Raw genomic sequence first — 19737 nt, forward strand, 5'->3', positions numbered from 1 at the left:
ACTCGATAAGTAAGCGTAAGCATACTGGTTCGATGAAGCAACTAGGGCAAGTGAAGCGTCAAAAATCTCAAAGTAAAGTAGATGGGGATTCAGAAACCCCGTCCGTCTTTACGGCGGGGTAGTTCATACCTAATATGGGGAATCACTAACTCAATCAGGGTTTGACATTTATCATTTATCATGTTTTTTTGGGTAACAATATTTTTAGCTCTGTGTAATTATTTTCCTCGCTTTGTACAAGAATTTGTCCTTGATGCCCTTGGACAATAATATCATGACTAATGGATAGACCTAATCCAGTTCCTTGTCCGGTGGGTTTAGTGGTAAAAAAGGGATTAAAAACTTGATCAAGCATGGTTTTAGGGATACCATTTCCATTATCTCGAATGCTGATTTGTATTTGCTCATCTTGTTCGGTTGTGGTAATGGTTAAGGTGGGAATAAATTCTTCTCCCATTGCTTTTTTCTTTTCGTGAATAGCATAACAAGCGTTGTTAATGGTATTGAGAAAAACACGGCTTATTTCCTGGGGGGAAATCTTTATTTTTGGCAAATTTTCAGCATAATTGGTTTTAATTTTGATTTTAAAAGAGGTGTCTTTTGACCGTATTCCATGATAGGCCAGATTAAGAGATTCTGCTAATAAACTATTAATATCTGTCAGTTCTCGCTGACCTGGTTTTCCTCTAGAGTGCATTAACATTCCATGAACAATTTTATCAGCCCGTTGTCCATGTTCATGTATTTTTTGAGAATTTTGTTTGATATCTCCTAATATTTCTTCCAGATATTCGATAGTTTCTTCATCTAATTTATCTTTGTGACCTTCAATTTCTTCTTTTACTTCTTCCGTTAATTCGATACATAATTCTGCAAAATTATTGACAAAATTTAAAGGATTTTTAATCTCATGGGCGATACCAGCGGTTAAAGCACCGAGAGAAGCTAATTTTTCTTGGGCAATAATTTGATCTTGGGTTGCTTTTAATTGTTCTAAAGTATTGGCTAATTGTTGATTTTTTTCTTGCAGTTCGTGAGTTCTTAAATCAACCTTCTTTTCAAGAGTTTTACTATAGTCTTCTAGTTGTTCATAAAGGCGAGAATTTTCGATAGAAATTGCGGCTGAAGTGGATAATATTTTTAAGACTTCGACTCTTTCAGGGGTAAAGGCTCCTGTGGTTAAATTATTCTCTAAATAAATGATACCACTTAATTTACCTTGATGGAGTAAAGGAGTACAAAGAATTGACTTAGGTTGAGTCTTAACAATATAGGAAGTTTGGGTAAATTTTCCTTCGTAAGTAGCATCATTTAAAACAATATTTTCTTGGGTATGGGCCACATAATTAATAATAGCAACTGATAAGAGAGGAGCTTGACTCTTACTATCAATGGTATCGATAGGAATTGATTGTAAAACGGTTAAGTTATGACTATCGATATCTCCAGCAGCTTCAATTACCCAGTTATCTGCTTTTTTTAAGAGTAAAAAACCTCTTTGTGCGCCAGCATTTTCGATGACAGCTTGCATTAATTTTGTCAATAATTTTTCAAGAACAATTTCTCCTGATATTACTTGAGAAGCTTTAAGCACGCTAGTTAAGTCTAATTCACTTGATAAATGTTTTCCCGTTGTAGTAATAATTGATTTTAAAGCTTTTTTGGGTTCTTTTTCGAGTAATTGAGGATATTTTTCTTCCAAATCTTTCACTTTAGCTTTAGCTCCCCAGCGTTGATAAGTATAATAAGCATCCTGTAAATAATAGCGAGCTAAATGTTTCTGATCTTTACTTAAATAAAATCTAGCAGCCACTTCATAAGCTAACCCTTCTTCATGAATATAGTTATTTTTTTGAGCAATACTAATAGCGCGATCATAATAATCTCTAGCTGCTTGTTCTTTCCCCAATACACGAGACAATTCAGCTTCAATAAGATAGAATTTATGGAGATGATGACTAGGATTATGGTTAGCCCAAATTTTTATTCTTTCTTGATTAAAGATAATCTTTTCTAAGATAGTTTGTTGGTCATCTTTTAAAGATTGTGAATAAACTGCTAACCAAGCTAAAGAACTATAAAATAGAAATTTTGGTAGTCCAGCAGTGACCATTTTACTTACATATTTTTCTCCTTCTTTGGCATTTTCTACTGCTTCAGTAAAATTTTCAAACCAATAATTAAGCAGGGTTTTATTATCATAGAAGTGAAAAAGTGCTAGTCTATAATTAGCCTTTTTATAAATCTCAAGCAATTCATTTGAAGCATATTTCTGACCTAGTAAATTATCTGTTTCTTCTGAGATATTCATGAGTTTAAGAACGGCTTTGTAATTCATAGACAAAAAATATAGGCTATTCTTACTTTGCAAACTTTTAGCTGATTCAATATATTTTGTTAGTTCATATTTAACTTCATTAAGTTCTCTACCAATAGAGAAAAGATAGGCACAGTAAAGATAAGCATTCCACATCGCATATTCAATATTTCCTGTTTCTAATCCTCGTTTATATCCTAATAATAAAGATGGGAGAAGTTGCTCTAAGGGTTCTTTCCAATGTCGAATCGAAAGGGTGACAACAAATAGGGTTTGTGCTTCTAATCTTTTGGCTTGTAATTTTGTTAATAATGCTAAGGCGAGTTGGCCAAACTCATAACCATCATCAAACTCTCCGGTAATTTGACAGAGAAGCTCTCCATAAAACCCATAAGCAACACAAGATTCATAGGAGTTACCATAATGAATAGATAAGTCAACTTGTTTAGTGACAATTAAGGGAAATAATTGAGGAAATGCTAAGTATGCTGCCATACTCATACTCACTAAAATTCTGAGGGATGTAATGGCTTTTTGATCACTAATTTCTGGCAAGTTAATTAAGGTTTTAATATCATTATTTGGGATTAATGAGCTAGTTTCTTCTAAATTATTTTTGATATCTATATAATTTGGCGATTTCGGAAAATTGATGCCTAATAAAGATAAAGCATCAAAGGCAATCTCGATGGATTCTAATAACTTATTTTGGGAAGTATAAGCTCGGATTTTGATTTCATATCCTTGAACTTTATCAAGAATAGATTGTGCTTTTTCAAGGGCGACTTCTAGTAAATCTTCCATTTCCTCAAAGCGACAAGTTAAGTAAGCTGCTTCTGCTGCTTCAAGATGAATTTCAAAGATTAATTGATATTGTTTTTTCCAATTTTCCTGATCTTTTAAAAGTTCTATTGCTATTTTTAAGTAATTTAAAGCTGCCTGGTAAGCGGCGGATATTTTCGCTTTTTTACCCGCGACTAAATTTAATTTAGCTAATTCTGATAATTCTTGTTCATAACTAATAAGTTGACGACCAAAATTAAGTTGATTAACGAGGTCAAAAATTTTAGTTTCTCGATTTTCAAGAGAAGTTGTATTCAAGAGTATTTTACCAATTTCCCAGTGAATTTTTACTTGTTCTTCTAAGGGAATTAGATTGTAAGCTGCCTGTTGTACTCGATCATGAGAAAATTTATAAGTTATCTTTAAATCTGGTGGAATTTCTTGATATTCTTGATAGCTTTTGAGTAATTTATATTGATTATCTAAGGATAAAATTAAACCTGTTTCTAGGGCATTCCAAAGAGAATCAGCCGTGTCAATTTGAGATTGATCACAGATAGAAGCTAAGATGTTTAAATCAAACTTACTACCAATACAAGCAGCTATTTTTAGGAGTTCCTGGGTTTTTTCGGGCATATTTTTAATGTTGTTAGTCATTAATTCCACAACATTATCAGTAATTTGAGAGGCTTTAATTTTAGCCTTGTCCCAACACCATTTTTTGCTATTTTTATCAAATTTTAAAAGCTTTTGATGGTATAAAGAATTCAAAAATTCCCTCACAAAGAAGGGGTTTCCATTGGTTTTCTGATTAACTAATTTCGCCAAGATATCACGACTGGAATTATCTAATTTTATTGTTTCATAAATTAATTGTTTAATTTGTGACAAATTGAGGGTAGTTAAAGAAATTTTATGAATTGTTTTACCAGATAAACGAATTTCATTTAGGGTTAAGTTTAAGGGATGAGCCTCATTAACCTCATTGTCTCGGTAAGCTCCAATTATGAATAAATATTGATGCTCTAATCTTGTCATTAATCGTTGTATTAATTGCAATGAAGCACTATCAGCCCATTGCAAATCATCTAAAAAAATAACTAAGGGATGTTCAGGTTTGGTAAAGACTTTGAGGAAATTTTGAAAGACTAAATTAAATCGGTTTTGAGATTCTAGAGGAGCTAATTTAGGGACTTTTGATTGGGGGCCAATGATTTTCTCTATCTCTGGAATTACCTCAATAATTACTTGACCGTTAACCCCTAATGCTGTTAATAATTTATGTTTCCATTGATTGATTTTTTGATTACATTCTGTTAATAATTGACTAATTAATTCTTGACAAGCTTGTATAATAGCTCCATAGGGAATATCTCGTTGAAATTGTTCACATTTACCTGAGATAAAGTACCCTTTTCTTTGGGTAATTGATGGGTAAATTTCTCGAACTAAGGCTGATTTTCCAATCCCAGAATAACCAGAGACTAACATAATTTCGTTAGCTCCCTGCGTCACGGTTTCAAAGGTTTTAATTAAGGTGTCAATTTCTGTCTCTCTACCGTAAAGTTTTTGGGGAATTTGGAACTTATCAGAAATATCTTGTCTTCCCAAAGAAAATTCTTTGATATTATTCTTTTGTTGAATTTCCTTTAAACAAATTTCTAAATCAGCTTTAATTCCCCCTGCAGTTTGATATCTGTCTTCCGATGTTTTTGCCAACAATTTCATGACAATCTGCGAAAGGATAGGAGGGATGTTAGAATTTATTTGACTGGGAGAATTGGGCTGTTTTGCTAAATGAAAATGAACTAATTCTATAGGATTATCTGTCATAAAAGGGAGTTGTCCTGTTAGCATTTCATAAAAAGTAACTCCCAAAGAATAAAAATCGGTATGATAGTCAATTTTTCTGTTCATTCTCCCTGTTTGTTCAGGAGACATATAAGCTAAAGTTCCCTCAATTAAATTAGGATCACATAAATTTGTATGTTCTGTAGAAAGCTGGGTGGAAATCCCAAAATCAATCAGTTTGACTTGATGGGTTTTTGGGTGTAGTATAATATTAGATGGGTTAATGTCTTTATGAATAATATTAGCCTGATGAATTCCTTCTAGACCCTCAAGAATCTTAATAGCAATACCTAAAAATTCTTCAAGATTTAAAGAATTTTCTCTCAAAAGTAAATTGAGAGATTGACCCCCAAAATCCTCTAGAATAATCGCTGCACTATTTTGATACTTTTCGAGTCCATAGGTTTGAATTACCCCAGGTAAATTTAATTGATTGAGGATTTCATATTCTTGTTTAAATTGTGATAGAGTTGTTGGGTCTGGGTAACTGTTTTTGAGATTTTTTAAAATAACGGGTAATTGGTCATTTTTTCGATAACCTCGGTAGATAAGAGATTGGGAACTCTCATAAATTTTCTCCCGAATTTTATAACCATGAATAAGCATATTTATCTTCCTGATTCTACGAGAGCTAAAAGTTGAGTTTCACTTAATTGAGTAATGCCTAATTCTTGTGCTTTAATTAACTTAGATCCGGCATCTTCTCCCACGACCAAGTAATCAGTTTTGGCACTGACTGACCCCGTTACTTTCCCCCCCGCACTTTCTATTAAAGCTTTCGCCTCATTGCGTTTTAAGGTGGGTAAGGTTCCGGTAATAACAAAGGTTTTTCCCGTTAAGGAGGTTAAGGAAACAGTGGAAGATTTTTTCGGTGCTGGGGTTGCTTCTAATTGTAACCCAACATTTTTCAATTGTTGAATAAGATCGCAATTTTCAGAGATTTTAAACCAATCAACCACCGATTGAGCAATTTCTTCTCCAATGCCATAAACTAAACTTAAGGATGAAAGAGAGGCTTGAGATAATTGGTCAACATTGGGGAAGTTTTCCGCTAAAATTTGCGCCGTAACACTACCCACATAACGAATTCCTAACCCATACAAAACCCGTGACCAAGGTTGTTGTTTACTGCTTTCAATTGCCTTAATCAAATTTTCCGCAGATTTTGTTCCCATTCGTTCTAAATTGGCAACTTTTTCGGGGGTTAAATCATATAAATCAGCTAAGGAATTAATTAACCCATTCTTAATCAATAAAATGACAATTTTTTCCCCTAACCCCCGAATATCTAAAGCATCTCTGGAGGCCCAATGAACTAAACTACCCCGTAAAATTGCGGGACAAGAACCATTAATACAACGGGTGACGGCTTCTCCTAGGGGACGGACTAAGGTAGAATGACACTCAGGGCAACTCTCAGGCATTTGATAGGGTTGAGTATTGGGGGGTCGTAGTTCCGTTAAGACGCGAACCACTTCAGGAATAATTTCCCCGGCCTTGCGAATGATCACCGTATCCCCCACACGGATGTCTAATTGGGCAATGCGATCGCTATTATGTAAGGTAGCCCGTTGGACGATGGTTCCCGCTAAATGGACAGGTTTCATCACGGCCATGGGGGTGACGGCCCCTGTTCGTCCCACATTGACGATGATATCTTCAACTAAGGTAGGGGCCTCTTCTGCTGGATATTTGAGTGCGATCGCCCAACGAGGGAATTTTTGAGTAAACCCTAATTGTTGTTGTAACTGATAAGAATTTAGTTTAACTACCACCCCATCTGTCATATAAGGTAAATCTTTTCTCGCGGTTTCCCAATAACTAAAATAGGCAGCAACTTCTGCAAGGGAGGGGCATAATTTACGGTGAGGATTAACTAAAAAGCCACTCTTTTGTAAGTATTCTAAAGAGTCCCATTGGCTGGTAATTTCTGAGTTAAGAAGATGTAAAGTATAAGCAAAAAATTGTAAGCGTCTTTGATCAACAATTTTGGGATCTAATTGTCTTAAAGTTCCGGCCGCAGCGTTACGGGGGTTAGCAAATAAAGCCTCACCTATTTGTTGTCTTTCTTGGTTAATGCGAGCAAATTCATCTAGGGGCAAAAAAGCCTCTCCTCGAACTTCTAATAGGGGCGGAGGGTTATCTAAATTTAACTTTAAAGGAATAGAACGAATCGTGCGAATATTTTGAGTAATGTCTTCTCCTGTGTTGCCATCTCCTCTTGTGACTCCTCGAATTAATAGACCATTTTCATAAGTCAAAGCTAAGGCTGATCCATCAATTTTTAACTCACAAACATATTCAAATTTATCAATATTTTTATTTTCAGAATGACGTTGCCATCGTTGTTCCCATTGTTTTAGTTCATCGAGATTAAAGGCATTTTCTAGACTATAGAGGGGGATATTATGGGTGACAGAAATAAATTGAGAAGCTAGTTTATCTCCTACTCTTTGAGTTGGACTATCAGGGGTGATGAGGTCAGGATTTTGGTTTTCGAGGGTTTCTAATTCCCGATATAATTGATCGTAAACTGAGTCCTCCATAATAGGATTATCGAGGACATAATAAGCATAACTCGCTTTTTGCAGTTGTTGCCGGAGTTGTTGAATACGCTGTGGGATAGGTGAGTCATTAATCATTATTTTTAATGTGTTTATTGACAAATATTTTGAGTATGGATAAGTTATCCTGATCAGCTTTATCTTCTTTATTGAAACACAGTCAGCTAGAAAATAACCATAAAATTATTGTTTATTTACCCTATTTATCTGAGACTAGAGGAGGCTATTTGGCAGTTTAAAGCTAGGGAAAATAAGATGGGGGCTGATTCAATATGTTATAATATAAGTAATTTTGAATTTTGCTAAAAATTTTTTTTTAGTCAACTCACAGATTTAGCTCACATGACGGATCAAATTGCCTTAAGTATCGATATCGATACTCTTATTATTTTTGCCCTCGTTACTTTAATACTAATGTTCTTAAGTATTGGTATTGTTCTTTTACCGAGAGTGATGGGAAAAATAATTACCCATTTTTTATCAGGAGAAATTCCCACAATTTACAAGAAAATAATCGTCCCCTATCACAACTGGTTAGGGTTAATTCTGTTGCTGACGGTGACAGATATCTTGATGATTTTCCTACACATTCCCCCCTGGTTAAAACTATTAGAAATCCCCCTAGGGTTAAGTATCGATGTGCTGATTATATGGGTGGGATTTCAAATTTTCCAGGACTTCTTTGATCGTTATCTATTAGAAGCGGCGATCGCTAATAGTAGTAAACTCAATAGTGAGTTTATTATTATTGCAAAATACTTCGCCAATGTGGCGATTATTATTATCGTTTTATTTGTCTTTGCTGAAACCCATAATATTAATGTATTGGGTTTATTTGCCAGTTTAGGAATTGGGGGTTTAGCGGTTGCTTTTGCAGCACAAAAAAGTTTAGAACAACTCCTAGGGGGCATTGTTTTATATTTAGATAAACCCTTCGTTGCTGATGACTATATTGGGCTACCTGATGGCACTTTTGGCCGTGTAGAATCAGTCGGTTTACGGTCAACTAAAATTAGAACATCGGGAAAAGGAACCTTAATGATTGTTCCTAATAGTTCTTTAACTCAGATAAATATTGAGAACTTTACGGGAGGTAAAAAAGTGGTTTCTTTAATTTATTTAACCTTTTATAGTCTCATTCCTGAAGATGAAAAGGCCCTAATTCGCCAAGTTATTTTAGACAGTACCAGTGATATTTTTGGCATTGACTCTCGTAGTACAGAAGTCATTTTTAAAGAGATGTCTAGTAAAAATGGAAAATTGCCCGTTACCCAAGCACAAATCAACTTTTTTATATTAGGATCAGGGGAAGTTTCCATGGAATTACGCCGTCAATTTTTAGATATTGCCAATCAACAAATCACCCATGAACTCAAAGAATACGGTATTGCTTTTGAGATTGAAGATAAAACCATTAATGTTGATTCCCCCATTACTATCTAAGTTAAAATACCCTGTGAATTAATTGTACAGTAACTTAGCAAACATTAATCATGACAACCTTCCTAGACTATCTACAAAACATATTTCAATTTAACGAAGCCACACAAACATTAATTATAAAATTTGGTTTGCAAGTTTTCATTTTTTTACTATTCCTTATTTTATCTTTATTTATTGGACGTTACACACCTTTTTTAGTTAAAATCATCATTCAAAAATTCTCCCCAAAAAAGGTTTCAGAGATTTATGACAATCTAATCACTCCCATAGAAAATCTTTTTAAAATAACAGGTACTTTCCTTTTAGTTTCCCTTTCTCTCAATTTTCTAAAAGCTTATCCAGGTATTCATGGATTTATCAAATTCTTTGTTGATTTTAGTTTAATAGGAAGCTTAGCGTGGCTTATTTCTCGATTATTTCGCCAATTTGTTCGCATTTATGGCATTGAATTAATCCGAAAATTAGGAAGAGAAGCAGATGAATTATTGCTGGTTTTTGAAACTATTTTCAATGTAATGGTTGGCTTTATTGCTGTTATTGCCTTTGCCCAAAATCAGCAAATTAATTTAGTCGGATTATTAGCCAGTTTAGGAATTGGTGGTTTAGCCATTGCTTTTGCTGCCCAAAAAACCTTAGAACAACTTTTAGGAACCTGTGTTCTATATCTAGATCGTCCCTTTATTCCGGGGGAATATATCAGATTACCCAGTGGTTTATTTGGTCGTGTCGAATCAATTGGGTTACGTTCAACTAAGATCAGAACAGCCGCGAAAAGTACCTTAATGATTGTCCCAAATTCAATTATGGCAAACCTTGAAATTGAGAACGTTACCCGTGGTAAAAAAGTCATGGTACTCCTTTATTTAGACTTTACTAAAGAGTTAGAAGATTCAGAACAAGCCTTAGTAGAACAAGTCGTCAAAGAAAGTACAGATGCCCTATTTGGGATCGATCCTGGGAGTACCAAAATCACCCTATTTCCCCAAGAAAGTAAACCAGGAATTCGTGCTAGAGTAACTTTCTTTATTCTGGGTTCGAGCGAAAATTCCCTAGAATTACGAAAGCGTTTATTAGAATTAGCCAATGATAAAATTACCAGTCAACTCATGAGTTATGGTATTGAATTTACGGTGCAGGAACCGACAATTTATGTCGAATCTCCTGTTACAATTTAGTAGGACTAAAGCCCCTGTATTTGCCCTGTCCTCTCAAAACATAAATACATCACAATTGAGGCATAAACTTTGGTAACAATTTGCTGTGGTAAGGTTCAATTTAACAATATCCAAGCCATCATTTTTGATAAAGATGGTACCCTGGAAGATTCTCAAAACTTTTTACGAGAATTAACTATTCGTCGCGCTCGTTTAATAGATGCTCAAATTCCTGGCATTGGGGAACCTTTATTAATGGCCTTTGGTCTACAAGATAACCGTTTAGATCCCACAGGTTTAATGGCTGTTGGCAGTCGTCAAGAAAACCTAATTGCAGCAGCCGCTTACATTGCAGAAACGGGACGCAGTTGGTTTGAATCCTTAGAACTTGCCCAAAATGCTTTTACAGAAACCGATAAATATTTGCCCAAAAATGCTTCAACTTCCCCTCTATTTACAGGTAGTTTAGATGTCTTAAAAATTCTAGCTGATGGTGGATTAAGATTAGGCATTCTTTCTGCGGCACCGACGAAAGATGTGGAAAATTTTGTGCGGGAACATCAATTATCAAATTATATTCAATTAATGATGGGTGGCGATCAAACCTTTACCAAACCAGATCCCCAGTTATTTATTCAGGCGTGTAAAAATCTTGAAACTCCCCCAAATCTAACCTTAATGGTAGGAGATTCCCAAGGAGATATTATCATGGCACAACAAGCAGGAGTCGGAGGAACAATTGGTATTTGTTGGGGAAACTCTCACGCCCCTCATCTGGAAAAAGCAGATATCATCATTACTCAACTTGAGGAAATCCAGATCTGCTAATTCCGATTTTAGGGTGTATGATGATACGTTAATAAAAACTTCATCTGTATCGTTAATTTAGAGAGGGTAAAGAAAATTGACTCGCCGTTATCTATTTACTTCTGAATCTGTAACTGAAGGTCATCCCGATAAAATCTGTGACCAAATCTCTGACACCATTATTGACACCCTACTCTACCATGATGATCAAAGTCGGGTAGCGGCCGAAGTTGTTGTTAATACTGGTTTAGTCTTAATCACTGGGGAAGTAACTTCTAAAGCAAATGTTAATTTTGTTGATCTAGCCCGCAAGAAAATTGCCGAAATTGGCTATATTGATGCTGATAATGGTTTCTCTGCCAATAGTTGCGCGGTATTAGTTGCCTTAGATGAACAATCTGCTGATATTGCCCAAGGTGTCACCCAAGCCCATGAACAACGGACAGCCCTCAGCGATGACGAATTAGATCGCATCGGTGCAGGAGATCAAGGGATCATGTTTGGCTATGCTTGCAATGAAACCCCTGAATTAATGCCCTTACCCATTAGTTTAGCCCACCGTTTCGCCCGTCGTTTAGCTGTGGTGCGGAAAATGGGAGAATTATCCTATTTACGGCCCGATGGCAAAACTCAAGTTTCTATCGTTTATGAAGATGGTATTCCTGTGGGTATCGATACCATTCTCATCTCGACACAACATAATGAAACCATTGGTGCCATTACCGAAAACGACGCGGTTCAAGCTAAAATTAAATCCGATCTCTGGGATGCGGTGGTTTTACCCGTTTTAGGGGATATGGAGATGAAACCCACCTCAGAAACCCGTTTTCTGGTTAATCCTACCGGAAAATTTGTCATTGGTGGCCCCCAAGGTGATGCCGGGTTAACAGGACGTAAAATTATTGTGGATACTTATGGCGGTTATTCTCGTCATGGTGGCGGCGCATTTTCTGGTAAAGATCCCACTAAAGTTGACCGTTCCGCGGCCTATGCTTGTCGCTATGTAGCTAAAAATATTGTGGCTGCTGGTTTAGCTGATAAGTGTGAAGTCCAACTAAGTTATGCGATCGGGGTTGCTCGTCCTGTTAGTATTTTAGTAGAAACTTTTGGCACTGGCAAGGTGGATGAAAATAACTTATTAGACGCAGTTCAGGAACTATTTGAATTACGTCCTGCGGGCATTATTCAGTCTCTCAACCTGCGTCAACTGCCTTCACAACGGGGGGGACGTTTTTATCAAGATGTAGCTGCTTATGGGCATTTTGGACGTAATGATCTGGATTTACCTTGGGAAGCAACGGACAAAGCGACTTTACTCAAAGATATGTTGGCGAGTCCCTTAGCTGTTGGTGTTTAATCCTGACTATTTTTGAACTTTAGAGGGAAAAGGGATTTAACTCTTTTCCCTTAATTTGTTATCGTTAATTTAGCAGGGCTTCATATAAACAAATTTTAGATGAAAATTCGTTAAACTATTCTTCCGAAAATCCATCAATTTCACTACAAATTTCATAAAAATCAGTCTTAGGTGGCTTCACAAATAACGGGGTCATTTCTGCTAATAATTTCTGATAAATCTCATTTTGATTCGCTTCCATATCCTCAAGTTTTTCCCACATAATCACAGCAATTCCTTCATCTGTACCAGGCTTTTGTAACAAAAAAGCTCCCTTAAACCCTTGCTTATAGGTCGAAACCGCTTTTTCGTAAAGTCGCTGTGCTTCGGCAAACTGCCCTGGTTTAAATTCCCCCACGGCAACATAAGCGTATTTATGGGTGAGAAAATCGAGAAATTCTGCTGACATTATTAAACTCCAAAATAATGATTCACTTTCTGGGTAAAAACTAGATTTTGAGCAAAAATTTGCGACAATAAAGCAAAAATTACTTAGTTTTCCCTTAAGCTATCCCATTTACTATATAACGCAACTTGTTCAGCCCTAGTCCTGATTTAAGCGTTTCTTAATTAATCGCCCTCAAGGGAGAAAATCACCAGAACTTGATAATTTTCCTCTACACTAGAAAAGCTAATAATTTTAAGCGAGCTTAGAGACAAGACTGTGCCTAAACGTAATTGGTTACTTTCGCTGTTAGTGGGTGTGGGATTATGGCAGTTGAGTTTGCCAGCAACGGCTCAAATGCTCTTACCTTATACCCCTCAACTGAATGCAGAACAACTTGAACAACAAGGGTTAGAAGTCGCGGAAGAAGCGGCTCAATTAATCCGCTTTCAACAATACGACTTGGCTTTATCCCGGGCCAAACTCGCTACCCAGTTAGCCCCAAATAAGTATCAACCTTGGTTTATTCTAGGAACTTTGTATGTGATACAACAGCAAGTAGAACCAGGAATCGCGGCTTTAAATAAAGCTTTAGAGCTTGAGCCAAAAGAAGTGGGAATTAAATTTACCCTGGGAAATGCTTATTTTCAAGTGGGAAATTATGCAGAAGCTGTTACCCAGTTAGAAGAAGGGTTAAAACTTAAACCAGACGTGCCGGCCGCTCTGTTTGATTTGGGTAATTCTTATCTAAAGTTGGGTAAAATGACCGAGGCGATCGCCGTTTATCAAAAGGCCGTGACTCAACAAAAGGATTTTTGGCCCGCTATTAATAATATTGGTTTAATTAAGTATGAGCAAGGGGATGTTAATGGGGCGATTAAACTGTGGCAAAACGCTCTAGAAATCGATCAAGAACAGGTTGAACCTCAACTAGCCCTTGCTGTGGCCTTCTATACTCAGGGCAAAAAAGAGCAAGCCATCAAATTAGGGGAAGCCGCTTTAAAATTAGACAGTAGCTACGGTGATCTTCAACATCTCAAGGATAATCTTTGGGGAGAAAAGTTACTTAAAGATACACAAAAGTTCTTAACAACGCCTCAAATTCGGGCTATTCTTAATGATCTTGAAGGGAAGTCTTCCTAGGGAAAAACCGGGGACAATTAGGGCGATTATCAGGATAAGAATAATTTCTTATCCTTGATCTATTTGATGATGATTCGTCACCATCTCTAAAATTTGATTGACAAATTGTTGATGATCGACCACAGGTTTAGAAATATAGCCATCTGCCCCACTTTGCTTGAGAAAATGTTCTCGATCGCCTTCCATGGCATGAGCAGTTACCAAAATAACGGGTAATTGGGACGTTTTTGGATCAGCTTTGAGGTATTGGGTAATTTTAATCCCATCCACTGCTTGCCCTTGATAAACGCTATGAGATAGAGAAACATCCATTAATATAATATCAACTTCTCCCGCTTGGGCGATTCTCATCACCTCGTCTACATCTTCAGTCCCTTTGACGATTAATCCCCCTCGTTTCGTTAAAATTTTGGAGAATACACGAAAATTAATGGGATCATCTTCTACAATCAAAACCGTTGTCATAGAACTTTATGGAATGATGGTTGATAGTTTTTGAGATTTAGGGTTGACATGACAATTAGAGTCACTTTAAGCCCGACAACAGTAGCCTACTTTTTTATGAATCTCTTTAAACCATCATATCAGATTAGTCAAGCTTCTGAAAGCATAGAAAAAGTTATAATAAGCATACCTGGCGTTGATTAATTATTAGGAAACATTTCAGATAAAGTAACAGATTGCTGAGTCTGGGAATTAAAATTAAATTATTAATGATAAATAAGTCAACTTAAGCAAAACCTAATCTACCATCAGAGAATTTTAAGAATTTTCTCATGAAAGTCTATTACAGTAAAAGATATCTAAATTTTTCAAGGAGAGTTGACCATGAAATCCGTTGTTAAGAAGTCTGTATTTTTGTTATCAATAGTAACAGCAACAACTATGACATTATTGCCCTTTAATACTAGCGCAGTTGTGGCACAATCCGATTCTCAAGCTAACTGTGTGATGACCCCTCAACCCTATATTTCACCGAATACCTTAGCCATGATGGCCTATCGAGGTGCTTTTTCACAAGAAGGAATTCCTGGTTATCTTGTCTTTAAAACAGAGTTTAAATCGGGAAAAATTACCGCAGATGCCATTGTTAAAGCAGCCATCACTGGTTGTGTTTTGAGCAATAAATATGGCATGGGAGATAATAGTGCTTATGTGGAAGACGTGGCCCAAGAGATTCAAGGGTTTATTCAAGCTCAGAACTAAGGTTTCTCTCGCCAAATAACTAAGACAATTTCTCATACAGACAGGGGTCAACGGCCGTTGACCCCTACCATAATTTATTGTTCTACTAATTCCCCATTGAATTCATTAAAAGTCCGTCGTTTTAATTCTACAGACTGAGAACGAGGTAAGAGATTAAAGACTTCTCTTAAAACATCATCCACAGCTTCATATCTTACCTGGCCTTTCCCATCGAAAATGAGCTTTCCTTGTTGATCTAATACCACAGTTTGGGGAACGGCTCCTTTATAATAATAACCAGCTTCTTGGGGAGTGTAGTTATCTTTAACGGGAATACCATCCACACTAACAGGAATAATATTAGCAGCCCGACCATAAAACTCTTGGATGCGAGAGACAATAAGGGCAAACTGTTTACAATCTCGACTATCATCTAGATAGAAAACCAGAACTGTGGGCATTTCACGCTTTAAAGAGTCCATTAAGGTTAACTTAGCCGGAACTAAAGAACCATTGCCCGCATAGACAACAAAAATATTGCCGTCGAGACGATCATCATCAACACTCGCTGAAGCGGGACATATTCCCCACAATCCTAACATAAGCCATAGGGTCAGTAAACAAGTAAGACACCCCTTAACGACCCATTGGGATCTGGGTTTGTGATCAACGTGAATTAACGCCATAAATATAGAAACCTTCTCTTGAGTTTGGTTACAATAAGCTCACAAGAAATAATAATCACTACTCTTGTGACTGAGCAGCAGACCACTAAACAATCAACCTCAGGGAAAATTCCCGTGCCGATACCGTTTGCTAATAGCCATTATGCTATTTTAGGGCTTCATCCGTCCGCTTCCGTCAGGGAAATTCGACAGGCCTATCGAGAGCTAAGTAAACGCTATCATCCCGATACGACAGAATTACCATCTTCCTTGGCCACCGCTAAATTTCAACGCTTAAATGAAGCTTATTGCATCTTGAGTAATTCAGAACGGCGATCGCTGTACGATCTGACTATTGGTTATTCTCGTTGGAATGTGATTCAATCGCCAATTGAGAACAAGAATACTAAGGAATGGGCTTACGAGTCCCGTTCTGCTTATCTCGATCCCACGGATCGCCCCTTGTCAGGGGGAGAAATTTTTGCTTTGTTTATTTTAGGTTTAACCTTAGTGGGATGTCTGGTTTTGGCGATTGTTGTGGGAATTCTGCGGGGGGATGAGGGGATTCCTCCCACTGCCCTACCTCAAGATTATGCCTCTATTGCCGTTATTTTCGTCTCTGAGGTGTCTAACCAGGATGTGGCTAACTAAGTTAAGATTCAAGTAGATCTCTGGTGTCTCAACAGTCGTTCAATGCTTAAGTGTTTATGATTTTTCCCTCTTCTGATACGCCCTTATATAACCATCCCCTACCGGCCATTGAGCAATGGCTCTCCAACTTAGGTTGTCAGCAAGACTTACAAAACTTAAACTGTTGGACGATTAGAAAACCTAGCTGGAATGCACAGATTAGTTTAGAAATTGAAGAATTAGCCGTTTGTTATCTCAAAGCAGGTGCAGACGGCTCAGATATTAAGCGCGCCTTCAAATATTCTTTGAGTCGTCAAGATATTGAAGCGGCTGTTTTTGGCGGCCCTTAACTTGGTTAACCTTCCCTTAATGCTAGGAATAGAGAAGGATTCAGGGATAATCAAGAAGATTGTAAGGTACAATGAGATTGTCCCACTCAGGGGATCTGCCTATACCCTAGACGAAAGTCGAGGGAGATTCCTTCCCTTGCCCAAAAGACAAAAATGCGACAAGGGCTACTCTCTCCTAGGAAAAAGCAACCCTTGTGGGAATTACAGATTTAATTGAGGTTGATAGCGTTGCTAAGTTAGAGCCGAAGCAATGCTATTTTTTTGGCTTTCCAAGGTTTTCATCGCCGTTGACAAATAAAGATTTATTCTTCATCTTCGTCAGGGGCCCCAACTTGTTTGAGATGAATATGTTTACGTCCTAGGGTGATCTCAAATTCATCTCCAGGTTCTAATCCCATTTTCTTGGTATAGGCTGAACCAATTAAGAGATTACCATTAGATTGCACACTAATCTTATAGCTGGCTGAACGGCCACCTCTTCCTTGTCCTTCCGAAGTGCTATCGAGTTCGATTCCCTCAGCATCAATTAAAGCGTTGAGAAACTTCATCATATTAACCCGTTCTATCCCATTTTTCGTTTGGGTATAGTAGCCGCAAGATCTCGCTTTTTCTTCTTTGCTGAGGTTTCCTAGCTCTCTTACTTTTTCGAGTAAGGATGTACCGGTTAGGGGTTTGTCTTGTGTCATTAACTTAAACAGTAACTAAGTGAATAATAAGGCTGACAGAATGGGAATTAAGTGGGAAGACAGCAACAACCTAAAAAAATGAGGGTTACTAACTATCTCTCTCCTTATCTTACACACAATTTGTAAAATTTATCCACCATTCGACAAGATCAATAATAATTCATTTTCCCCAATCTTTCGATCAGAATGCTGATTGAATTTACAAATGTTTGACTTTCATCGGTTTAGGGGAGAGAGAGATGTTATAAACTCAACAACAGAGACAAGAGAGTCTAGCCTATTCAAGCAAAAATCTCCAAAAAAACGAAGGAAATGAAACTAACAACTCGCAGTCATTATAGCGTTAAAGCCTTACTAGATCTAAGTTTACAGCCTAACTATGGACCGACTTCAGTAAAAGCGATCGCAATGCGTCAAGATTTACCGGCCCCATACTTAGAAAAATTACTGATTGAAATGCGTCGTTCTGGGTTAGTTAATTCAATGCGTGGTTCCCAAGGAGGCTATCAATTAGCTCGTCAACCCAGTCAAATTTCTTTGGGGCAAATTTTGGAAGCAGTAGGGGAGACAATTGAGCCATTCCCTCACTATAACCCTGATGCTGAACAAGCAGAAGATTGGGTAACATTTAGTCTCTGGAAACGACTTCATGGGAAACTGAAAGAGGCACTTTACAAGATTACCTTAGCGGATCTTTACTATGATGCTCGTAGCTGGCGAGCCTCTCAAGGAGAAGCCATCACTTTTGTTGTCTAAGGAGCTAATTATTATGCAAAATTCTCAGTTATCTGTTACCTATCAAGGGGGCTGTCATTGCGGTGTAGTGCGCTTTCAGGTTACGGTTGACTGCTTTGAAGCTATCATCTGTAATTGTTCTATGTGTCGTAAGAAAGGGTTTATTCACTTACTTGTCCCCCCTGAAAAATTTACCTTAATCAAGGGGGCCGAGAGGCTGACAACTTATACCTTTAATACTCATACAGCCCAACATACTTTTTGTGCAATCTGTGGTATCCATTCTTTTTATCATCCTCGCTCCCATCCTGGTTGGTTTGATGTCAATCTTCACTGTCTTGATGAGGATGTGTTATCCAACTTTAAACTTCAACCCTTTGATGGAGCAAATTGGGAAGAAAATGTGGATAAAATTAGGCATTCTGACTCAGAGAGTTAAGGATACTGAAATTAGGACAAAAACCGAATGTGGATACAAATGTTACCGTTATCGTTTTAGGCCTTGCTGCTATAATTGACTACCTTATTGCTGATCCTTGGGGATGGTTACACCCCGTACAAGTGATGGGCTGGGTCATCTCAAGATACTGTAATTTTCTCCTTTCGATTTGTCAAGGAAAAGGGCAACGTCGTTGGGCCGGGGTAGGGTTGGGGTTAGGGTTAATTCTTAGCAGTGGAATTTTCGGCTGGGCAGTCAGTTTAATTAAGATCTATCTCCATCCTTTTTTCGGTATTGCCATTGAGGCTATTCTTTTAGGGAGTTGTTTTGCGGGCCGAGGTTTAAGATTAGCCGCTGAGGATGTACTAACCCCCCTCACCAGGGGAAATATTGAACTTGCCAGGACGAAACTTAGTCAATATGTAGGACGGGATACAGAAAATCTCTCAGAAACAGAAATTCTGCGATCGGTACTAGAAACCGTTTCTGAAAATGCTACCGATGGGGTCATGGCTCCCTTATTTTATGCGATCGCTGGCGCATTTTTTCCAGGGGTAGGCAGTGTTTCCTTGGCTTTAGCTTATAAGGCAGCAAGTACCCTTGATTCCATGGTTGGCTATCAAAAAGAACCTTTTACTGACATTGGTTGGTTTAGTGCCAAATGTGAGGACATTTTAACTTGGTTTCCCTGTCGTCTCACGGTTCTAACCTTGGCTATTCTATCAGGAAAACCCCGTTCTGTTTTGGCTTTATGTCGTCGGGACGCACCACAAGATCCGAGTCCGAATTCGGGGTGGAGTGAGTGTGTTTATGCGGCAATTTTGGGGGTTCAAGTAGGGGGCATTAATACTTATCAAGGCATCATCAAACCTAAACCCTTGTTAGGAAATCCCCTTCATTCTATTACCCCCCAAACCATTGATGATGCCTTAAACTTAACGAGACGATGCTGTTTATTGTGGTTAGGCTTAGGCATTGTGGGTTTAATGGGGGTTTCATCTTCGGGGTTGCTGCGTTTGGTTTCTTAAAAAACATTAATAGCATTCATCAATATTTAAGCATTGATTAATTATCAATTCCCTATAATAGATGTATGGCTTACTTTAGTATACTTAAATTTTTCTAGAAAACAAGGCTCAGTCAAACCAGTTAATTAGGCAGCATTCTCCTCAAAAATCAGGATAATTCAAGTTAAAGTAAGCAA

The 19737-nt window shown here is 37.4% G+C and carries 17 protein-coding genes; 11 read left to right on the forward strand and 6 right to left on the reverse strand.

All coding sequences use genetic code 11. The features are described 5' to 3' along the window. Positions 1-178: 178 nt before the first annotated feature. Together VB715_RS05445 and ligA are read right to left on the reverse strand one after the other, a co-directional pair. Positions 179-5557: an AAA family ATPase gene (locus tag VB715_RS05445; RefSeq protein ID WP_323300189.1), complete on the reverse strand. Its 5379-nt coding sequence runs from the start codon at positions 5555-5557 to the stop codon at positions 179-181. A 2-nt stretch (positions 5558-5559) separates the two neighbouring features. Continuing rightward, complete coding sequence (gene ligA, locus VB715_RS05450; RefSeq protein WP_323300190.1) at positions 5560-7593, reverse strand: NAD-dependent DNA ligase LigA; 2034 nt, start codon at positions 7591-7593, stop codon at positions 5560-5562. A 264-nt stretch (positions 7594-7857) separates the two neighbouring features. On the opposite strand from ligA, the gene VB715_RS05455 reads away from it, so the two are divergent. The 4 genes from VB715_RS05455 to metK all read left to right on the forward strand — a co-directional run bounded on the left by VB715_RS05455 (position 7858) and on the right by metK (position 12276). Beyond that, a complete protein-coding gene (locus tag VB715_RS05455; RefSeq protein ID WP_323300191.1) occupies positions 7858-8958 on the forward strand; it encodes a mechanosensitive ion channel family protein in 1101 nt (366 codons plus the stop codon). A gap of 50 nt (positions 8959-9008) precedes the next feature. After that, a complete protein-coding gene (locus VB715_RS05460; RefSeq protein ID WP_323300192.1) occupies positions 9009-10133 on the forward strand; it encodes a mechanosensitive ion channel family protein in 1125 nt (374 codons plus the stop codon). Positions 10134-10202: 69 nt separating this feature from the next. Then, complete coding sequence (locus VB715_RS05465) at positions 10203-10940, forward strand: HAD family hydrolase (protein WP_323300193.1); 738 nt, start codon at positions 10203-10205, stop codon at positions 10938-10940. 76 nt (positions 10941-11016) lie between these two features. Continuing rightward, positions 11017-12276, forward strand: coding sequence for a methionine adenosyltransferase (metK, locus tag VB715_RS05470; protein ID WP_323300194.1), 1260 nt, complete (start codon positions 11017-11019; stop codon positions 12274-12276). Between the two features lie 115 nt (positions 12277-12391). On the opposite strand, the gene VB715_RS05475 is transcribed toward metK, so the two are convergent. Beyond that, positions 12392-12724 (reverse strand): antibiotic biosynthesis monooxygenase, encoded by a 333-nt coding sequence (locus tag VB715_RS05475; RefSeq protein WP_323300195.1) that lies wholly within the window; start codon positions 12722-12724, stop codon positions 12392-12394. Positions 12725-12952: 228 nt separating this feature from the next. On the opposite strand from VB715_RS05475, the gene VB715_RS05480 reads away from it, so the two are divergent. Continuing rightward, positions 12953-13843 (forward strand): tetratricopeptide repeat protein, encoded by an 891-nt coding sequence (locus tag VB715_RS05480; protein ID WP_323300571.1) that lies wholly within the window; start codon positions 12953-12955, stop codon positions 13841-13843. Positions 13844-13891: 48 nt separating this feature from the next. On the opposite strand, the gene VB715_RS05485 is transcribed toward VB715_RS05480, so the two are convergent. Then, on the reverse strand, positions 13892-14308 hold the full coding sequence (locus tag VB715_RS05485) for a response regulator (RefSeq protein ID WP_323300196.1): 417 nt from the start codon (positions 14306-14308) through the stop codon (positions 13892-13894). Between the two features lie 363 nt (positions 14309-14671). Here VB715_RS05485 and VB715_RS05490 point away from each other — a divergent pair, with 363 nt between their 5' ends. Next, positions 14672-15049 carry a hypothetical protein gene (locus tag VB715_RS05490; RefSeq protein WP_323300197.1) on the forward strand — a complete coding sequence of 126 codons (378 nt, stop codon included), beginning with the start codon at positions 14672-14674 and terminating at the stop codon, positions 15047-15049. A 74-nt stretch (positions 15050-15123) separates the two neighbouring features. Here VB715_RS05490 and VB715_RS05495 read toward each other — a convergent pair whose 3' ends face one another. Further along, on the reverse strand, positions 15124-15714 hold the full coding sequence (locus VB715_RS05495) for a thylakoid membrane photosystem I accumulation factor (protein ID WP_323300198.1): 591 nt from the start codon (positions 15712-15714) through the stop codon (positions 15124-15126). 66 nt (positions 15715-15780) lie between these two features. Between VB715_RS05495 and VB715_RS05500 the strand changes: the two genes are divergently transcribed. After that, a complete protein-coding gene (locus tag VB715_RS05500; protein ID WP_323300199.1) occupies positions 15781-16344 on the forward strand; it encodes a J domain-containing protein in 564 nt (187 codons plus the stop codon). A 56-nt stretch (positions 16345-16400) separates the two neighbouring features. After that, positions 16401-16673, forward strand: coding sequence for a DUF3143 domain-containing protein (locus VB715_RS05505; protein WP_323300200.1), 273 nt, complete (start codon positions 16401-16403; stop codon positions 16671-16673). Positions 16674-16975: 302 nt separating this feature from the next. Here VB715_RS05505 and VB715_RS05510 read toward each other — a convergent pair whose 3' ends face one another. Beyond that, positions 16976-17359, reverse strand: coding sequence for an AbrB family transcriptional regulator (locus tag VB715_RS05510; protein ID WP_323300201.1), 384 nt, complete (start codon positions 17357-17359; stop codon positions 16976-16978). Between the two features lie 312 nt (positions 17360-17671). Here VB715_RS05510 and VB715_RS05515 point away from each other — a divergent pair, with 312 nt between their 5' ends. The 3 genes from VB715_RS05515 to cbiB are packed head-to-tail and all read left to right on the forward strand — an operon-like array spanning position 17672 to position 19561. Beyond that, on the forward strand, positions 17672-18115 hold the full coding sequence (locus VB715_RS05515; RefSeq protein WP_323300202.1) for an Rrf2 family transcriptional regulator: 444 nt from the start codon (positions 17672-17674) through the stop codon (positions 18113-18115). A 13-nt stretch (positions 18116-18128) separates the two neighbouring features. Continuing rightward, complete coding sequence (locus VB715_RS05520; RefSeq protein WP_323300203.1) at positions 18129-18533, forward strand: GFA family protein; 405 nt, start codon at positions 18129-18131, stop codon at positions 18531-18533. 29 nt (positions 18534-18562) lie between these two features. Then, positions 18563-19561 carry an adenosylcobinamide-phosphate synthase CbiB gene (cbiB, locus tag VB715_RS05525; protein WP_323300204.1) on the forward strand — a complete coding sequence of 333 codons (999 nt, stop codon included), beginning with the start codon at positions 18563-18565 and terminating at the stop codon, positions 19559-19561. The last annotated feature ends 176 nt before the right edge of the window (positions 19562-19737 follow it).

The sequence above is a fragment of the Crocosphaera sp. UHCC 0190 genome, assembly GCF_034932065.1.
Taxonomy (GTDB): Bacteria; Cyanobacteriota; Cyanobacteriia; order Cyanobacteriales; family Microcystaceae; genus UHCC-0190.

Bases quoted from the DNA above. Each gene is read 5' to 3' on its own strand.
- VB715_RS05445 (WP_323300189.1), bottom strand. From the start codon at position 5,557: ATGCTTATTCATGGTTATAAAATTCGGGAGAAAATTTATGAGAGTTCC.
- VB715_RS05505 (WP_323300200.1), top strand. From the start codon at position 16,401: ATGATTTTTCCCTCTTCTGATACGCCCTTATATAACCATCCCCTACCG.
- VB715_RS05475 (WP_323300195.1), bottom strand. From the start codon at position 12,724: ATGTCAGCAGAATTTCTCGATTTTCTCACCCATAAATACGCTTATGTT.
- VB715_RS05485 (WP_323300196.1), bottom strand. From the start codon at position 14,308: ATGACAACGGTTTTGATTGTAGAAGATGATCCCATTAATTTTCGTGTA.
- ligA (WP_323300190.1), bottom strand. From the start codon at position 7,593: ATGATTAATGACTCACCTATCCCACAGCGTATTCAACAACTCCGGCAA.
- VB715_RS05495 (WP_323300198.1), bottom strand. From the start codon at position 15,714: ATGGCGTTAATTCACGTTGATCACAAACCCAGATCCCAATGGGTCGTT.
- VB715_RS05455 (WP_323300191.1), top strand. From the start codon at position 7,858: ATGACGGATCAAATTGCCTTAAGTATCGATATCGATACTCTTATTATT.
- VB715_RS05510 (WP_323300201.1), bottom strand. From the start codon at position 17,359: ATGACACAAGACAAACCCCTAACCGGTACATCCTTACTCGAAAAAGTA.
- VB715_RS05490 (WP_323300197.1), top strand. From the start codon at position 14,672: ATGAAATCCGTTGTTAAGAAGTCTGTATTTTTGTTATCAATAGTAACA.
- VB715_RS05460 (WP_323300192.1), top strand. From the start codon at position 9,009: ATGACAACCTTCCTAGACTATCTACAAAACATATTTCAATTTAACGAA.
- VB715_RS05520 (WP_323300203.1), top strand. From the start codon at position 18,129: ATGCAAAATTCTCAGTTATCTGTTACCTATCAAGGGGGCTGTCATTGC.
- VB715_RS05515 (WP_323300202.1), top strand. From the start codon at position 17,672: ATGAAACTAACAACTCGCAGTCATTATAGCGTTAAAGCCTTACTAGAT.